At 64.3% G+C, this 16658-nt stretch carries 15 protein-coding genes; 14 read left to right on the top strand and 1 reads right to left on the bottom strand.

Annotation, left to right across the window (positions count from 1 at the left end; genetic code table 11):
- Positions 1 to 164 precede the first annotated feature (164 nt).
- The 14 genes from ACE3RX_RS17385 to motD all read left to right on the top strand — a co-directional run bounded on the left by ACE3RX_RS17385 (position 165) and on the right by motD (position 16152).
- Entirely contained in the window at positions 165 to 1844 is a 1680-nt protein-coding gene (locus ACE3RX_RS17385; RefSeq protein ID WP_374486241.1) for a methyl-accepting chemotaxis protein, read from the top strand.
- 174 nt (positions 1845 to 2018) lie between these two features.
- Positions 2019 to 2987, top strand: a complete 969-nt coding sequence (locus ACE3RX_RS17380; RefSeq protein ID WP_374486240.1) for a chemotaxis protein — start codon at positions 2019 to 2021, stop codon at positions 2985 to 2987.
- 24 nt (positions 2988 to 3011) lie between these two features.
- Positions 3012 to 3959, top strand: coding sequence for a chemotaxis protein (locus tag ACE3RX_RS17375; RefSeq protein ID WP_374486239.1), 948 nt, complete (start codon positions 3012 to 3014; stop codon positions 3957 to 3959).
- A 15-nt stretch (positions 3960 to 3974) separates the two neighbouring features.
- A complete protein-coding gene (gene cheY / locus ACE3RX_RS17370; protein ID WP_079432693.1) occupies positions 3975 to 4373 on the top strand; it encodes a chemotaxis response regulator CheY in 399 nt (132 codons plus the stop codon).
- Between the two features lie 27 nt (positions 4374 to 4400).
- Positions 4401 to 5237 carry a protein phosphatase CheZ gene (gene cheZ / locus ACE3RX_RS17365; protein WP_374486238.1) on the top strand — a complete coding sequence of 279 codons (837 nt, stop codon included), beginning with the start codon at positions 4401 to 4403 and terminating at the stop codon, positions 5235 to 5237.
- A gap of 38 nt (positions 5238 to 5275) precedes the next feature.
- A complete protein-coding gene (locus tag ACE3RX_RS17360; protein ID WP_374486237.1) occupies positions 5276 to 7249 on the top strand; it encodes a chemotaxis protein CheA in 1974 nt (657 codons plus the stop codon).
- A 118-nt stretch (positions 7250 to 7367) separates the two neighbouring features.
- The gene (locus tag ACE3RX_RS17355) at positions 7368 to 7673 is read left to right on the top strand and encodes a DUF3135 domain-containing protein (RefSeq protein WP_374486236.1); all 306 of its coding nucleotides are present in this window, start codon (positions 7368 to 7370) and stop codon (positions 7671 to 7673) included.
- A gap of 102 nt (positions 7674 to 7775) precedes the next feature.
- On the top strand, positions 7776 to 8927 hold the full coding sequence (flhB, locus tag ACE3RX_RS17350; RefSeq protein ID WP_374486235.1) for a flagellar biosynthesis protein FlhB: 1152 nt from the start codon (positions 7776 to 7778) through the stop codon (positions 8925 to 8927).
- A 90-nt stretch (positions 8928 to 9017) separates the two neighbouring features.
- Positions 9018 to 11108: a flagellar biosynthesis protein FlhA gene (gene flhA, locus ACE3RX_RS17345; RefSeq protein WP_374486273.1), complete on the top strand. Its 2091-nt coding sequence runs from the start codon at positions 9018 to 9020 to the stop codon at positions 11106 to 11108.
- Between the two features lie 157 nt (positions 11109 to 11265).
- Positions 11266 to 12825, top strand: coding sequence for a flagellar biosynthesis protein FlhF (gene flhF, locus ACE3RX_RS17340; RefSeq protein ID WP_374486234.1), 1560 nt, complete (start codon positions 11266 to 11268; stop codon positions 12823 to 12825).
- 1 nt (position 12826) lies between these two features.
- The gene (locus tag ACE3RX_RS17335) at positions 12827 to 13618 is read left to right on the top strand and encodes a MinD/ParA family protein (RefSeq protein ID WP_374486233.1); all 792 of its coding nucleotides are present in this window, start codon (positions 12827 to 12829) and stop codon (positions 13616 to 13618) included.
- Between the two features lie 114 nt (positions 13619 to 13732).
- Positions 13733 to 14506 (top strand): RNA polymerase sigma factor FliA, encoded by a 774-nt coding sequence (locus tag ACE3RX_RS17330; RefSeq protein ID WP_374486232.1) that lies wholly within the window; start codon positions 13733 to 13735, stop codon positions 14504 to 14506.
- Between the two features lie 20 nt (positions 14507 to 14526).
- Positions 14527 to 15267: a flagellar motor protein gene (locus ACE3RX_RS17325; RefSeq protein WP_374486231.1), complete on the top strand. Its 741-nt coding sequence runs from the start codon at positions 14527 to 14529 to the stop codon at positions 15265 to 15267.
- A 3-nt stretch (positions 15268 to 15270) separates the two neighbouring features.
- Positions 15271 to 16152, top strand: coding sequence for a flagellar motor protein MotD (gene motD, locus ACE3RX_RS17320; protein WP_374486230.1), 882 nt, complete (start codon positions 15271 to 15273; stop codon positions 16150 to 16152).
- A gap of 26 nt (positions 16153 to 16178) precedes the next feature.
- Here the strand turns inward: motD and ACE3RX_RS17315 are convergent, their stop codons facing one another.
- On the bottom strand, positions 16179 to 16658 hold the full coding sequence (locus tag ACE3RX_RS17315) for a flagella synthesis protein FlgN (protein ID WP_374486229.1): 480 nt from the start codon (positions 16656 to 16658) through the stop codon (positions 16179 to 16181).

Below are 16658 nucleotides of genomic sequence, written 5' to 3'. Positions count from 1 at the left end.
TTAAAGTTCTGTGTCCACCGGCCGATAAGTGGGCGACGTTCGTGTTACCTGTCGATAACAGGTAACGGAGCGGAGGCTCCGGCGCGCGGGGGGCGTGCCGGTTCCCGGGGGAGGCGCAAACGCCTGCCCATACCCATTTCAATACACGGGGTTGGCCGGACATCATGCAAATTCAGTTTTTTTCCCTTATTGCCGGCCTGATCGTCGCGGGAGGCAGCGTCGCGATCGGGTTGGCTTTTGGTGTGCCCTTTGGGGCGGGTCTTGCCCTGGCGGGCGTGGTGCTTGGCGGTGTGGTTGGTGTTGCCGTCCTGGCAGCGACCCGATTCATCTTCGTGCGCCCCCTCGCGGAGCTGCGCGACACTATCAAGGCCATGCACAAGGACGGGGATCTTTCCCGTCGGGCTCCCGTTTCCAGCGGTCAGGTCGGTGAGGTCGAGGCCGTTTTCAATGAACTGATCGGCAGTTTCCAGGGAATCGTCGGCAAGGTGATCTTCGACGCCCAGCGGGTGTCCGAGGCGGCGGATCTGCTGTCCGGCCATGCGGGGAGCGTGGCTCAGGGCTCGGGCAGCCAGAAGGCCGCGGCCGAAAGCATGGCCGTTGCCATTGAGCAGATGACGGCGGGCGTCAATGCCGTTGCCGACCATGCCAGCCAGACGGCGACCAATGCCCAGGTGGCGCGCGAGCTGTCCATCAAGGGGGCGGAAATCGTTACCAGTGCGTCGCGGGAGATCGAGCAGATCGCCCGCTCCGTCGAGGATTCCGCCCAGGTCATCTCCGCTCTCGGTGAGCGTTCCGAGGCAATCAGCGGGATCGTCAAGGTCATCCGCGAGATCGCCGATCAGACCAATCTGCTGGCCCTCAATGCCGCCATCGAGGCGGCCCGTGCGGGTGAGCAGGGGCGTGGCTTCGCGGTGGTGGCGGACGAGGTGCGCAAGCTGGCCGAGCGGACTTCGTCGGCGACGACTGAGATCAGCACGATGATCTCCGCGATCCAGGCCGAAACGAAGACGGCCATCGCCTCCATCGATGCTGGCAGCGCCCAGGCCCATGCCGGCGCGGCGCTGGCCCAGAAAGCCGCGGACTCCCTCCAGCAGATCAACGAGGGGGCCCAGCAGACGATGGAAAAGGTGGATGCCATCGCCGACGCAATCAATGCCCACAGCCGCGAGGCCGACCAGATCGTCGGCCATGTGCGGGAGATCATGGATATGGTTGGCCGTAATTCGGCCGGTGCCCAGGAGACCCTCGACGAGGCGTCCAGCCTCAGCGGACTGGCGGTGAATCTCAAGGAAATCAGTCGCGTCTTCAAGCTTGGCCCGCAGGGCGAGCAGGCGATGAGCGTCCACAAGAAGATGCCCAGCGTCGTGCGGGAAGCGGCCCGGCAGATCGGCCAGTTGCTCGAGCAAGCCATCGCTGGCGGACAGATCAGCGAGGCCGATGCTTTCGACGACAGCTACAAGCCGATTCCAAATACTCGCCCACAGAAGTACAGTACGCGCTTCGATGCATTGACCGACCGGCTGTTCCCAGCGATCCAGGAGCGTCTGCTGGATGGCAATTCGGAAATGGTCTACGCCATCAGTACCGATCGCAATGCCTATGTGCCGACCCACAACAAGCGCTTCAGTCAGGCGCTGACGGGGGATTACGACAAGGACTTCGTCGGTAACCGGGGCAAGCGGATCTTCGATGATCCGGTTGGAAAACAATGCGGAAGGCATGAGATGCCGTTCCTGATCCAGACCTATCGGCGCGATACGGGCGAGATCATGCACGACATTTCGGCACCGATTTACGTGAATGGTCGTCACTGGGGAGGCTTCCGGATCGGCTACCGGGCCTGATCCGAAGCGCTCCCGAGAAAGTCCGGCCCGCCTGGTTGCGGGCCGTTTTGTCATTATGCAGAGGCGTGAAATGGTGTTTGACAATCCTCAAGATTGTTTGCCCCCCGCCGATATTGCTTCCAAGTCGAGGCCTGCCCCATCGGGACGGCAGGTAGTCTGCGACGGAGAGTGAGCATGTCCGAACTTCTCAAGAACATCGATGCGCGTACCCGTCTGGCGGGTACGAACAAGCTCGAGATCCTGCTGTTTACCCTCGGGGTCGATCCCCGCACCGGCCGGCGTGAGACCTTCGGCATCAACGTCTTCAAGGTCCGTGAGGTCATGCGTACGCCTCCCATCACTGCCGCGCCGGAAATGCCGTCGTCGGTGGAGGGGATGGTCAGCCTGCGCGGCGTGCTGGTGCCGGTGGTCGATCTGGCCAAGTATGCCGGCATGGGCAGTGAAGGCCCGCGCGACATCATGATCGTCACCGAGTACAACGGGCACACCCAAGGTTTTCTCGTTGAGGCGGTCGATACCATCCTGCGTCTGGACTGGTCGCAGATGCGGGTTCCGCCGGACATGCTGACGGCCAACCTGGGTGGGCTGGTCACTGCGGTGACCGAACTGCCCGGTCCCAAGCTGGTGATGCTGCTCGACGTCGAGAAGGTGCTGTCAGAGACGACCCGTTACGACGACGAATTCCTGTTCAAGGGCATCGAGCCGATCTCGGTCGATGAGCCGCTGACCGTCTATTTCGCCGATGATTCCTCCGTCGCGCGCAAGCAAATCGAGCGCACCCTCGACGCGCTGGCCGTGCGCTATGTAGGGGCGGTGAATGGGCGACAGGCTTGGGACGAGCTCGAGAAGCTGGCGAGTTTCGCGGCGTCCAGCGGACGCAAGGTCAAGGACATGGTGGCGCTGATCCTCACCGACGTGGAAATGCCCGAGATGGACGGCTACATCCTGACCAAGCGGATCAAGACCGACCCTCGGTTCGAAGGGATCCCGGTGATCATGCATTCGTCGCTGTCCGGCATGTCCAACCAGCAACTTGGCCGTTCCGTGGGCGTTGATGAATACGTTGCGAAGTTCGAGCCGCAGCGGCTGGCCGAAGTGCTGCGCCGCCTGATCACCCAGCGCACCGCAGCGAAGGCGGACTGAAGGAAGTAGAGGAGCATGATGAGCATGGATCATGTCGATCGTGGGCTGCTTGAGGCCGTCGATGCCCGCACGAAGCTGGCGGGCTCCAACCGCATGGAAATCCTGTTGTTTTCCCTGGGTACCCAGGAGATCTTCGGGATCAACGTGTTCAAGGTGCGGGAGGTGTCCCGTACCCCCTTCATCACCAAGGCGCCCAATATGCCGGTTGGTGTGGAAGGGCTGATTTCCCTGCGCGGCAACGTCATCCCGGTGCTTGCCTTGGCCAAGATCATGGGGATTTCCGCCCCCGGCGATCCGCTGGGCGGCTCGATGATGGTCACCGAGTACAGCAAGCGCACGCTGGGTTTCCTGGTACACGAGGTGGATCGCATCATCCGCGTCGAATGGGACAAGGTGCGTGCGCCGGATAACGTTACCTCGTCCGGTCATCATTTCATCACCGCGATCACCGAACTGCAGGACGGCAAACTGGTCTCCATCCTCGACGTGGAAACCATCCTCGCCAGTACCTTCGGTGAGGCAATCGTTGGCCAGATCCACCCGTTGGAAGGCGGGCAGGACGCCACGGTGTTCTTCGTCGATGATTCCGCGGTCGCCCGCAAGAAGATCGTGGAAACCCTGGACAAGCTCGGCGTGCGTCACAAGCATGCCCTCAACGGCCTTGAGGCCTGGACGCGCCTGGAAGGGATGGCGACCCATGCCCAGCAGCGTGGTGCCAGCCTGTCCGATGAACTCAATCTCATTCTGGTCGACGCGGAGATGCCCGAGATGGACGGCTACGTGCTGACTCGCAACATCAAGTCGGACGCCCGTTTCGAGGGTATTCCGGTTGTTATGCACTCGTCCCTGTCGTCGGAAGCCAATCGCGCGATGGGTAAAAGTGTCGGTGTCGATTCCTACGTGGCCAAATTCGATGCCGAAGTCCTGGCTGACACCCTGCGCCCCTTGCTGATGCGGGCCTACCGGGATTGAACGGAGATCAACAATATGTCAGACCCCAAGATGAAATTTCTCGTTGTCGACGACTTCTCGACCATGCGTCGGATTGTCCGCAACCTACTGAAGGAACTCGGCTTCACCAATGTGGATGAGGCAGAGGACGGGCAGATCGCGCTGCAGAAGCTCAACTCTCTGCCGTTCGACTTCGTGGTGACGGATTGGAATATGCCCAATATGGATGGCCTGACCCTGCTGCAGAACATCCGTGCGACCCCGGCCCTCAAGCATCTGCCGGTGCTGATGATCACCGCCGAGGCGAAGAAGGAAAACATCATCGCGGCGGCCCAGGCCGGTGCCAGCGGCTACATCGTCAAGCCTTTCACGGCGGCAACCCTTTCCGAAAAGCTTGAGAAGATTTTCGAAAAGATGGGCAAGAAGGCTGCCTGACGGCAGCTGACGAGACGGAAATCCATCATGGCAAAACGGCTTAAATTCGATGAATCCGGCGACAACGACGATCTGCAAGCCCTTTTTGACAGCATTGCCGACGGAGCCCCGCCAGCTCCTGCTGCACCGCCACCCCGCCTTGAGGTCGTGTCGCCGGCCAGCAGTGCCGGAGGGGATGACGATGAGCTCCAGGCCTTGTTCGATTCGGTGGCCAGCGAGTATTCCTCGGAAGACACGACTGTTGCGGCGGAAGAGCGGCCTCACAGTTGCGATGCAGTCTTCAATCGGATCGGCGTGATGACCCGGCAGCTTCATGACACCCTGCGTGAGCTCGGCTACGACCGCAGCCTGCAGGAGGCGGCCCATGCGATTCCGGATGCCCGCCAGCGCCTCACCTACATCGCTGAGATGACCGAGCAGGCGGCCAGCAAGGTGCTCAATGCCACCGATATCGCCAAGCCGATCCAGGATCGGATCGAGGTTGATGCCGGCGCGCTGCGGGCTCGCTGGGACCGGCTCTATGCCAATCAGCTGAGTCCGGATGAGTTCCGGCAACTGGCCGGCGAGACGCGCGACTTCCTCGGTACCGTAGTGAATGGCAGCCGCGACACCAGCGCACAGCTGATGGAAATCATGATGGCCCAGGATTTCCAGGATCTGACCGGGCAGGTCATCAAGAAGGTTGTGGATCTTGCACAGAATCTCGAAAAGCAGCTGCTGCAGGTGCTGATCGAGGCGATTCCGGCAGAGCGGAAGGTGGAGGACGGTCTCCTGAATGGTCCGGTGATCAACGCCGTCGGGCGTGATGATGTGGTGTCGAACCAGGAGCAGGTGGACGACCTGCTGGAGAGCCTGGGTTTCTGACCGGAAGGTAGCGGGCGAGTCCGCAAGGAGCAGAGCAAATGAGCGATTTTGGCGGGATGGAAGACCTGCTGCAGGATTTTCTGGTCGAGGCCGGAGATCTCCTGTCGGGCGTGGACAACAAGCTGGTGGACCTCGAGCGGGCACCCAATGACAAGGGGCTGCTCAACGACATTTTCCGGGGGTTCCATACCATCAAGGGCGGGGCGGGCTTCCTGAACGCTACCGAGCTAGTCACCCTATGTCATCTCACCGAAAACCTTTTCGACAAGCTGCGCAATGGCGAGCTGGAGGTGACGCCGGAGGTGATGGACGTGATCCTGTCTTCCACTGGTGCCGTCCGCGACATGTTCGGCTATCTGGAGCAGGGCGTGCAGCCCCCGGCTGCGGCCGGCAGCCTTATCGAGAGCTTGCGCCTGGCGATCGCTGGTGGGTTGTCCCCAGAGTCGGCGGTCGCTCCAGCGCGCGTAGCGCAGCCCGCGCCTCCGCCCGCTGCGGTGGCTGCGCCTGAGGCGCCGACAGCCGCGGCGCCTTCCGCCGATGGCCTGGATTGGAATGCGCTCTTCGAGACCGTGACCGGAAGCAAGCCCGCAACGCCGACCGTTACCGCGCCCGTGCCGGTGACGATTGAAGCCCCCCCGCCGGTGGTGATGCATCAGTCTGACGAGGCGCTGGCCCACAAGACGCCCGATCAGGTCATCAAGGCTGCAGTTGGCCGACGGGCTACCGACAAGCCGGGTGCCTCCGGGCCGATCGGCCGTCGTGATAGCGAAAAGACCCGTGACAACTCGATTCGCGTCGACACGTCGCGTCTCGACCAGGTGCTCAACCTGTCCGGCGAAATCGGCCTGACCAAGAACCGCCTGAATGCGCTGCGCAGCGACATCCTGAATGGCCGCAATGACACCGAGACCCTGCACGCCCTCGATCTGGCGGTGAGCCAGCTCGACCTGCTGGTCTCCGACCTGCAGAACGCGGTGATGAAGACCCGCATGCAGCCCATCGGCCGCCTGTTTCAGAAGTATCCGCGGATTGCCCGCGACCTGGCGCGCAACCTCGGCAAGGACGTGGAGCTGGTGCTGGCCGGCGAGGAAACTGAAATCGACAAGACAATGATCGAGGACTTGTCCGATCCGATCATTCACCTGATCCGCAACGCCGTGGACCACGGTATTGAGGATCCCCAGGAGCGTCTGGCCAACGGCAAGCCTGAAAAGTCCATCGTGCGTCTCGAGGCGCGGCAGGAAGGCGATCACATCGTGATCCTCGTGGCTGACGATGGTCGCGGCATGAATGCCGAGCGCCTGCGTGCCAAGGCGGTGGAGAAGGGGCTCATCACCGATGAGGAAGCCAACACCATGGACGAGCGTCAGAGCTTCAACCTGGTGTTCCTGCCCGGCTTCTCGATGGCCAGCCAGATTTCCGACGTGTCTGGACGCGGGGTCGGCATGGATGTGGTGCGCACCAACATCCAAAAGCTCAATGGCTCCATCGACATCCGCTCCAGCCTCGGCAAGGGGACGACTTTTGTCATCAGCCTGCCGCTGACCTTGGCGATCCTGCCCGTGTTGCTGGTGCGCCTCGGCGAGCAGCCCTTCGCGGTGCCGCTGTCGATGGTCCGTGAGATCCTGCCGATCGAGCCGGCCGAGGTCCAGGAAGTCGGTGGCCGGGCGACAATGGTCGTCCGCGGCGAAGTCCTTCCGATCATGCCGCTGACTACCCTGCTGGGTTGGGAGCCGGTGCAGACGCCCGAGTACGGCGTGCTGATGCAGAGCGCCGAGCAGAGCTTCATCCTGGCCATCGACAGCTTTGCCGGTCGCGAGGATGCAGTGATCAAGTCCCTCGACGATTTCCGTCCGAAGGGTGTGGCCGGCGTCACCACCCTGTCCAATGGCCAGATCGTGCTGATCCTCGACATGAAGGAACTGCTCGGCGCCCTCGGCGACACCCGCGGTGGTGGCGTATCGCGTCGGGAGCTGCTGGCCAAGCTGGAGGTGCCCGCGCTGGCGGCCTGACGGGCTTGTGACATTCGGCGCTCGTAAGTTGGGCGACGGTCGGTTAGGATAGTTCCTGACTGCCGTCGCCCTTCGCCTTACAGGCGTCGCGCGCCTTTGTCCGGCAGGAGGAGGGTGTGTGGGTGGCTTCGATTTCGACTACTGGAAACACCTCGCAGAGCATGATCCCGCTGCTTTTTTCCAGGCCCGGGATATGGCGCTGCGCCAGTGCATCGCGATGCACCCGGGCCAGGAAGGCCCGCTCTCCGCGCTGCAGTCCCGGATTGACATGACCCGCGTGCTGGCGGGCAGTCCGGTGCAGGCATGCAAGGACATCCTCGACATGATGGAAGAGCACCTCATTCTGCTCAGCCTGAAGCTGTCCGAACTCCAGCGTGAGACGGACAGCCTGCGGGGCCTGTTGCAGGGTGGCTCAGCACCCTGATGTCAGCGCCAGGACGGTGGGCGCACAGGCCTGCTGTTTTGTGCTGCGCGCCGTTCTGCCGGCGCGTATCCTGATCACCCCTGAACACTTTCCGGATCGTCCGTGGCTGAAGACAGCGACGCCGAAAAAACAGAAGAGGCCTCAGGCCGAAGGCTAGAACAGGCGCGCGAAGAAGGGCAGGTGCCCCATTCGCGCGAGCTGTCCACGTTCATCCTGCTGATTGTCGGGGTGGTGGGCCTGTACGTGCTCGGGCATTGGAGTGGGCAGCGCATGATGGGGCTGCTTAAGTCGGCTTTGTCCTTCGAGCGCAAGGCTGCGTTCGAGCCGGGGGGCATGGGGCAGGTGCTGTCGGCCCTGTCCCTTGACGGGCTGATCACCATTGCGCCGCTGTTGATGGCTTTGGTCCTGGCGACTCTGGTCACACCTTTTGTGATGGGGGGCTGGGTGTTCTCTACCAAGGTGTTTACGCCCGATCTGAACCGCCTGAATCCGCTGCCCGGCCTCGGGCGCATGTTCTCGACCCATGGTCTGGCCGAGCTGGTCAAGGCCAGCCTGAAGGCCGTGCTGGTGGCCAGTGTCGGGGTGTGGGTGGTGTGGCGGGAACGGGATCATCTGTTCGGCCTGATGATGCAGCCGATCGAGTCCAGCGTCGACGATTTTGCCAGCCTGGTGCTGTTCTCGACCCTGCTGATCGTTGCCAGCCTGGCGCTGATTGCCGCCCTCGACGTGCCTTACCAATTGTGGGAATACCACCGCAAGCTGCGCATGACCAAGGAAGAGCTGCGCCAGGAGATGAAGGAGCAGGAGGGTGATCCGCAGATCAAGGCGCGCATCCGGGCGGCCCAGCGCGAAATGTCCCGCCGTCGCATGATGGCCAATGTGCCGACCGCCAACGTGGTGGTGACCAACCCGACCCATTACGCGGTAGCGCTGCGTTATGACCCGGAGGCCGCTGGTGCGCCGGTAGTCATTGCAAAGGGGATGAACCTGATCGCCCAGAACATTCGAGAACTGGCCCAGCAGAACGGCATTCCGGTTCTTGAGGCGCCGCCGCTGGCGCGCGCCCTGTACGCGCATTGCGAACTCGAACAACAGATTCCGGCGGCTCTTTATACGGTGGTTGCTGAGGTGATGGCCTACGTGTATCAGCTCAACTACTGGATTACCGAAGGCGGCTTGCCGCCAGAGGTGCCAACCGGCCTGGCGGTGCCGGCTGGTATGGATCCCGCGGAGAGCCGTCCCGAGCTGCAGTGAGCCCGCCGTCGCCGCTCGCCCTGAATTGGATGGTAAATCCCTGTGTTCTCCCGCCTTTCATCGGGCTGGAGAAGGAGGATCATGGCCCCCATGAATGGTAGCCTGAACCTGCGAACGCTCTTCGCGCCCAGCAACATCCGTGCCCTGGCCGGGCCGCTGCTCATCGTCTTGATCCTGGCGATGATGGTGTTGCCGCTGCCGGCCTTCGTGCTGGACCTGATGTTCACCTTCAACATCGCGGTGTCGGTGATCGTCATGCTGGTCGCCATGTACACCCTCAGGCCGCTGGAGTTCTCGGTATTTCCGACGGTGCTGCTGGTGACCACCTTGCTTCGGCTGTCCCTCAACGTGGCGTCCACTCGGGTGGTGCTGTTGGACGGTCATAAGGGGCCAGATGCGGCGGGCAAGGTCATCGAGGCCTTCGGGCACTTTCTCGTCGGTGGCAACACTGCGGTCGGTCTGGTGGTGTTCATCATCCTCACGGTGATCAACTTCGTGGTGATCACCAAGGGTGCCGGACGGATTGCCGAAGTGGGCGCGCGCTTCACCCTCGATGCGATGCCCGGCAAGCAGATGGCCATCGACGCCGACCTCAATGCCGGCCTCATCGACGAGAAGGAGGCCAAGCGCCGTCGTGCCGAAACCGCCCAGGAAGCGGACTTCTACGGCGCGATGGACGGTGCCTCGAAGTTTGTGCGCGGCGACGCGGTGGCCGGCATCCTGATCATGGTGATCAACGTGGTCGGTGGCCTGGTCGTCGGGGTGCTCCAGCACAATATGGAGCTGGGTCAGGCCGCCAACAACTATACCCTGCTGACCATCGGCGACGGCCTGGTGGCGCAGTTGCCGGCACTGATCATCTCCGTTGCGGCGGGCCTGGTGGTGTCCCGGGTCGGCGACGAGGGGGACATGGGTTCCCAGCTGATTGGCCAGGTGTTCACCAACCCGCAGGTGCTGATCCTTACCGCGGCGATCCTCGGCATCCTCGGCCTGATCCCCGGCATGCCGAATCTGGTCTTCCTGCTGCTGGCCGGTGGTCTGGGCTTTCTGGCCTGGAAGGGCGGGGCGCGCCAGGCCGAGATCGTCGAGGAAGCCGAGGCGCCGGCGGAGGCGCCGGCCGCACCGGTCGAGAGTCAGGAGGCCAGCTGGGCCGACGTGACGCCAGTGGATGTGCTGGGCCTGGAGGTCGGTTACCGGCTGATCCCGATGGTGGACAAGGGCCAGGATGGCGAGCTGCTGAAGCGCATCCGTGGGCTCCGCAAGAAGTTTGCCCGCGATATCGGCTTCCTGGCGGCGCCGGTGCATATTCGCGACAACCTGGAACTCAAGCCCAACGAGTACCGCATCGTCCTGAAGGGGGTCGAGGTTGGCACCGGGGCGGCCTTCCCCGGGCAGTTCATGGCGATCAACCCCGGCCGGGTGGCCGGTCCGCTCAATGGCCGGGAGACGACCGATCCGGCCTTTGGCCTGCCGGCCGTGTGGATCGACGCGAGCCAGCGGGAGCAGGCCCACGCGCTCGGCTATACGGTGGTCGATGCCAGCACGGTGGTGGCGACCCACCTGAATCACGTGATCCTCAGCCATGCCTCCGAGCTGCTCGGCCGTCTCGAGACCCAGGCGCTGCTCGACCATATCGCCAAGGAAACGCCGAAGCTGGTGGAGGACCTTGTGCCCAAGATGCTGTCGCTGGCCACGGTGCAGCGGGTCCTGCAGAACCTGCTCGACGAGGGCGTCAATATCCGCGACATGCGCACCATCATCGAAGTGTTGGCGGAGTTCGCGCCGCGGATTCAGGATCCGCTGGAGCTTACCACCCGCGTCCGCCAGTCTCTGGGGCGGGCCATTGTGCAAGGGCTTTTCCCGGGCAACGGGGAGGTCCAGGTCATGGCCCTCGACCCAGGGCTAGAGCGGGTGCTGATGCAGGCGATGGCCGGCGGCGGACCGGAGGGCGGGGCGATCGAGCCGGGCCTGGCCGATACGCTGCTGCGCGAAACCGCGGCGGCGGCCCAGCGCATGGAGGACATCGGCTTGCCGCCGGTGCTGCTGGTGCCCGCGCCGCTGCGCTGGCTGCTGTCACGCTTCTTGCGCAGGGCTGTGCCGAGCCTCAAGGTGGTGGCCAATTCCGAGGTTCCCGAGACTCGTCTGATCCGGGTTTCCGCGATGATCGCCGTGACGTCCTGAAGAACGCCCGGATACTGGCGCGGGAATAGCGCCTTAAAACCTGTCTTTTCCGCGCCTTCGATGGGCGCCGGGGCGGCGACAATGGAAGCTACCGAAGTGCCAGCTGGCGTCTGCACGTGTCCAGACCCCTGAGGCCTTCGTTCCCGGAGACAGGAGCATGAACGTCAAGCGCTACTTTGCCAAAACCGCTCGCGAGGCCCTTCGCATGTTGAAGGATGATCTTGGGCCGGATGCGGTGGTGCTGTCCAATCGGGCCGTCAATGGCGGCGTCGAGATTCTGGCCTTGCCGGCTGGCGACGTGGCCAGCATGCAGTCGGCCCAGCGTGCGCGCAGCCAGGCGCAGGCGATGCCCGCTGCCGCCCCGGCTCCCGCGCCGGCGGCTGCTCCCAAGCCTCCCGAGGATTTCTTCGACGACGATTTCCGGGTCAGCCTTTCACGGGCGGCTGGCAATCGCCAGCAAGTAGCGGCTGCGTCCGTGCCGCCGACTCAGTCGGTGCCGCGCCCCGCTGCGCCCCAGCGTCCGGCGCCGACGGTGCAGAACTTCACGCCTCCGCGCGTCGAGTTGAACCGCGACGTTTTCAACGCTGCCTCGGCCCAGGTCCGCCGCCCGCCGGCAGAACATGCGGTGGCGCCGGCGCCCCGCTCGCCGCTGCGCAGCGAGTCCGTTCCGCCGCGGGAAGCGACGCCGGCCCGCGACAATGCAGCCCGCCAGCGCCCCGCAGGCATTGAGGAAGAGGCGCGTATCCGCGCCCTGGAGAATGCCAACTCCCAGATGGCCAACGAGTTGGCCGCCATCCGCGGCATGCTGGAGCGCCAGCTCGCCGGCTTCGCGTGGGGGGAGATGGCCCGTTCGACGCCCGGGCGTACGCGCTTGATCGGTGATCTGCTTGAGGCTGGCTTCTCGGCAATGCTGGCGCGCGAACTGGCTGAAGAAGTGCCGGAGGACGAGGCGCCCGAGGAGGCGCATCGCCTGCTGCAGGTGGCCCTTGATCAGCGTTTCCGTTCGATGGCCAGCGACGTGGACATCATCGACCGCGGTGGCGTGTATGCGCTGGTCGGGCCCACCGGCGTCGGCAAGACCACCACCACGGCCAAGCTGGCGGCCCGCTGCGTGGTACGCCACGGTGCCGACAAGCTGGCCCTGATCACCACCGATGGCTACCGGATCGGTGCCCACGAACAGCTGCGCATCTATGGCCGCATCCTCGGCGTGCCAGTCTTCGTAGTCCGCGATGCCACCGATTTGCGCGAGACTCTGGCCGGCCTGCGCGACAAGCACATGGTGCTGATCGACACGATGGGCATGAGCCAACGCGACAAGATGGTCGCCGAGCAGGCCGCCATGCTGACCGGCGCCGGTAAGGTGTCGCGCCTGTTACTGCTCAACGCCACCAGCCGGGGCGATACCCTCGACGACGTGGTCAATGCCTATGCTGGCGATGATCTCGCCGGCGTGATCCTCACCAAGATGGATGAGGCCATGTCCCTGGCTCCTGTGCTCGACGTGGCCATCCGCCGCCAGGTGGAGGTGTTTTACGTCGCCAACGGCCAGCGGGTGCCGGAAGACCTGCACCTGCCCAACCGGGACAAGCTCCTCGGGCAGGCGCTCCGCGAGTTGCCGGCGAATTCGCCGTTCCGCCTCGATCCCCTGGAAGCGGGCCTGATGCTGGCATCGGGAGGCAAGGGCGGCGGCACGGGCCTGAGAGGAGGCCTCTAAGATGCTGCACGCATCCGATCAGGCTGCCGGCCTGCGTCGTCTTTTCCGTCGTACACCGTCCCCCGTGGTGGCGCTGTTCGCCTCCGGACGCTCGCCTCGCGATCTGGCGGTGCAGGTTCTGCTGGCGCTGACCGATGGTGCCCGGCGGGTGGTTGCGATCGACGAACATGCGCCCGAGCGGGGCTCCTTGCTGGCTGCTTTTGGTTTTCCTGAAGGAGGCGATTTGCTCGGCGCGCTGCAGGGCCAGCATGAAGTCTCTGAAACGATGCGCGAGGTGGCTGACGGCCTGTGGGTCGTGCCGGCAGCGGCCACCGTGCAGGCGGTTCCGCTCCTCGGGGCGGGGCATCACGAGCGGCTGGAGGTCGGGATTGCCGAACTTCAGCGCCGTGCGGACCTACTGGCCATCCATACGGTCGGCGATGCCCGCCGTCTGACGCCCTTTGCCCGTGCCGCCGGGCGTCGCCTGCTGGTGGTTGAGGCGAGTGGTGTGGGCGCGCGCGGAGCCTGTCAATGGATCAAGGGATTGGCCGCGGCCGGTGCCGGCTCGCTGGAGATCGCCGTCAGCGGCGCTCGCGACCGGGCTGACGCGACGGCGCTGTTCGCAAGCCTGCAGGATTTCAGTTCCCGTCACGTCGGCCTGCCGCTGGTATGGCGCGGCGAGGTTGGGCGCGATCCGCTGGCCGAGGCGATGACGACGCCCCTCGGTGCGCGCCACCCCGCCGACGGGGCCAGTGCCTTCATCCGTCGCCTGCGCGCCTGGTCGGCCCAGGCCGGCGCCGGCCTGGCCGGCTAAAGGGGAGTGGGTGTGGATTGTGTCGCACGGGGCCGTGAGAAGCGTAGCCTTGCCGGTGGGGGTCTCGTAACATGCGGACGGCCCCGGAAACCCAGATCAGAAAGCCGATGAAAGATGTACACCGCCTCCGGCACCCTCGATAAAGAGCAACTCGTTGTCCAGTACGCGCCGCTGGTCAAGCGTATTGCCTATCACCTGATGGCCAAGTTGCCGGCCAGCGTCCAGGTGGAGGACATCATCCAGAACGGCATGCTGGGCCTGCTCGATGCGATCAACCGCTACGAGGAAGGCCTGGGGGCGCAATTCGAGACCTACGCGGTGCAGCGCGTCCGGGGCGCCATGCTTGACGGGCTGCGCGAGAACGACTGGTTGCCGCGCAGCCTGCGGCGCGACATGCGGCGTATCGAGGCGGCCGTCCACCAGCTTGAGCAGCAGAATGGGCGCCCGCCGACGGAGAAGGAACTGGCCGACTCTCTGGGCTTGCCTCTCTCCGACTACCAGCACATGTTGCAGGAGGCCCGTGGTTACCAACTGGTGTACTTCGAGGATTTCACCGGAGAGGGTGAGGACGATTATCTCGAGCGCCACATCACGCTGGAAGGCAACGATCCGCTGACCCTGCTGCTCGAGGGAAACATGCGTGACGTGCTGGTGAGGGCCATCGACGACCTGCCGGAGCGGGAGCAGACGGTGATGGGCCTGTATTATGAGCAGGACATGAACCTGCGCGAGATTGGCGAAGTCCTCGGCGTGTCCGAGTCGCGGGTGTGCCAGTTGCACAGCCAGGCGATCGCGCGCCTGCGTGCCCGTATTTCGGGGGCTGCGCAGGGCATGGCGAAGGCCAAGGGTGAAGGTCGTGGCCGCGGCCGCCGGCCGGCGGCACCCTGAACGACGGCCAGAGGGCACGCATGGATAGCATCAGTCTTATCGGGATCACCCTTGCCCTGGCGGCAATTCTCATTGGCCAGGTGCTGGAGGGGGGGCATGTTGGGTCGCTGATCCAGCCCACGGCCTTCATGATCGTCATCGGCGGCACCCTCGGGGCTGTCATGCTGCAAAGCTCACTGCAGGTATTCCGGACCGGCGTGCGGATGATCCGCTGGGTCTTCGTTCCGCCGGCGCTCAACCATGCCGAGCTGATCGCCCAGATCGTCGAGTGGAGTCACGTGGCCCGCAAGGAAGGCTTGTTGTCCCTGGAGGCGCAGATCCCTGCGCTGGAGGACCCCTTCATCCAGAAGGGCCTGCAGCTGCTGGTCGATGGGGTCGAGCCCGAGCGCTTGCGCGAAGTGCTGGAGGTGGACATCGATACCTGGGAAGCCCAGATGAAGCAGGGGGCCAAGGTCTGGGAGGCGGCCGGCGGTTACGCACCGACGATAGGCATCCTGGGGGCGGTGATGGGCCTGATCCACGTGATGGAGAACCTGTCCGATCCGTCCCGTCTCGGCTCGGGGATCGCGGTCGCCTTCGTGGCAACGATCTACGGGGTCGGCTCGGCCAACCTGATCTTCCTGCCGGTCTCGAAGAAGCTGATGGCCGTTATTGGTACGCTGGTCTCCATGCGCGAGATGCTGCTCGACGGACTGGTCGGGATCGCCAATGGTGACAACCCGCGCATCATCGAACGCCGGCTCAGCGGCTACGTGGGATAGACCATGGCGCGGCGCAGGAAGGGCGAGGAGGAGCACGAGAACCACGAGCGCTGGTTGGTTTCCTACGCCGATTTCATCACCCTGCTGTTCGCCTTTTTCGTCGTGATGTATTCCCTGTCGTCGCTCAACGAGGGCAAGTACCGGATCATGTCCGATTCGGTGGTGAACGCCTTCCGGAATATCGCCAACAGCGAAAATCCGCGCATCGTCTCGAACCCGATCCAGTCGATCCGCCCGAGCACCACGCCACCGCCCAACGCCGCGGGCGAGACCGACGAGGCGCGCCGTTCGAAGGCTGAGCGGGTACGCAACATGGCAGAGGAAATCCGAAAGGTGCTGGCCCCGCTGGTAGCTGATGGCCAGGTGCGGGTTACCGAGGGTGCCTTCGGCATCACCGTCGAGATCAACGCCAGCGTCCTCTTTGCGCCGGGCTACGCCCAGCTCGGGCCCGAGGCGGTGCGGGCGCTGCGCGCGGTGGCTCAGGTGCTGGCCGCCGCCGAGTTTCCGATCACCGTGGAAGGGCATACCGATGTGACGCCGATCGCGACGGCGATGTTTCCGTCCAACTGGGAGCTGTCTGCGGTACGAGCCTCCAGCGTGGTGCGGCTGTTCGTCGAGAGTGGTGTACTGCCTTCCCGTCTGACTGCGGCCGGGTATGGCGATCAGCGTCCAGTGGCGGACAACGCTACGCCGGATGGGCGCGCCCGCAATCGACGGGTGACCATCCTGATCGAATCGCGGGTGGCCGAGCCGGAGCCAAACAAGCCAGTCAGGGCGTCGGGGGTGGCGGACTCCATCCTGCCGCAGAACGCTACCCCTCCGCAGCCAGCTGCAGCGCCGGGGGCTGTGGCACCGGAGGCCGTTGCCGGCGGGGGCCGGCGCTGAACGGATCGGGTGACCAGGGGTGGCGCTCAGGCCGAACCGAGATGGCGGCCGCCGCCAGTGGGGCGTGATTGGCCGTCCTGGCCGTAGATCTGAGGGTGCTCGGCAGCTGAGAGGAGCGTGGTGAGGGCCTGCTGGTTGTTTTGCAGGCGGTCTCGGATCAACTGGCCATTGACGCGATTGCGCTCTTTCGCTTCTGTGGCCAGGGCGATCACCTCGTCCCAGCTCGTCAGCGCGTCCGGCAGGCTGCCAAGGGCGAGCCGGATGTTCTCATTGCTGACCCGGGCGCCGACCCGCGCAAACATCACCGTCCGGTCGTCCGACAGGCGCTGCAGTGCGCGATACAGCGCAGTCTTCTCTTCCGCGAGGGTGGTCAGGGTGTCGATCTTGCCGGCTATCAGCAAGGCCTCTTCCTGCTGCAGCAAGGCGATGAATTTCTGCAGGCCGTCACGTTCCTCGCCGATCAGCACGGCAAGGCGGTGAACGAAGGTCTGATCGACGGTGGCCAT

It is taken from the genome of Zoogloea sp., from assembly GCF_041914405.1.
Taxonomy (GTDB): Bacteria; Pseudomonadota; Gammaproteobacteria; order Burkholderiales; family Rhodocyclaceae; genus Zoogloea.
Note: the sequence above shows the minus strand (reverse complement) of the source record. Positions and strands in the feature narration are given on the sequence as shown.

Excerpts from the sequence above, each read along its gene's own strand:
- ACE3RX_RS17385 (WP_374486241.1), top strand. The coding sequence starts at position 165 with ATGCAAATTCAGTTTTTTTCCCTTATTGCCGGCCTGATCGTCGCGGGA.
- ACE3RX_RS17380 (WP_374486240.1), top strand. The coding sequence starts at position 2,019 with ATGTCCGAACTTCTCAAGAACATCGATGCGCGTACCCGTCTGGCGGGT.
- ACE3RX_RS17375 (WP_374486239.1), top strand. The coding sequence starts at position 3,012 with ATGGATCATGTCGATCGTGGGCTGCTTGAGGCCGTCGATGCCCGCACG.
- cheY (WP_079432693.1), top strand. The coding sequence starts at position 3,975 with ATGTCAGACCCCAAGATGAAATTTCTCGTTGTCGACGACTTCTCGACC.
- cheZ (WP_374486238.1), top strand. The coding sequence starts at position 4,401 with ATGGCAAAACGGCTTAAATTCGATGAATCCGGCGACAACGACGATCTG.
- ACE3RX_RS17360 (WP_374486237.1), top strand. The coding sequence starts at position 5,276 with ATGAGCGATTTTGGCGGGATGGAAGACCTGCTGCAGGATTTTCTGGTC.
- flhA (WP_374486273.1), top strand. The coding sequence starts at position 9,018 with ATGAATGGTAGCCTGAACCTGCGAACGCTCTTCGCGCCCAGCAACATC.
- flhF (WP_374486234.1), top strand. The coding sequence starts at position 11,266 with ATGAACGTCAAGCGCTACTTTGCCAAAACCGCTCGCGAGGCCCTTCGC.
- ACE3RX_RS17335 (WP_374486233.1), top strand. The coding sequence starts at position 12,827 with ATGCTGCACGCATCCGATCAGGCTGCCGGCCTGCGTCGTCTTTTCCGT.
- ACE3RX_RS17330 (WP_374486232.1), top strand. The coding sequence starts at position 13,733 with ATGTACACCGCCTCCGGCACCCTCGATAAAGAGCAACTCGTTGTCCAG.
- ACE3RX_RS17325 (WP_374486231.1), top strand. The coding sequence starts at position 14,527 with ATGGATAGCATCAGTCTTATCGGGATCACCCTTGCCCTGGCGGCAATT.
- motD (WP_374486230.1), top strand. The coding sequence starts at position 15,271 with ATGGCGCGGCGCAGGAAGGGCGAGGAGGAGCACGAGAACCACGAGCGC.
- ACE3RX_RS17315 (WP_374486229.1), bottom strand. The coding sequence starts at position 16,658 with ATGGCCACCGTCGATCAGACCTTCGTTCACCGCCTTGCCGTGCTGATC.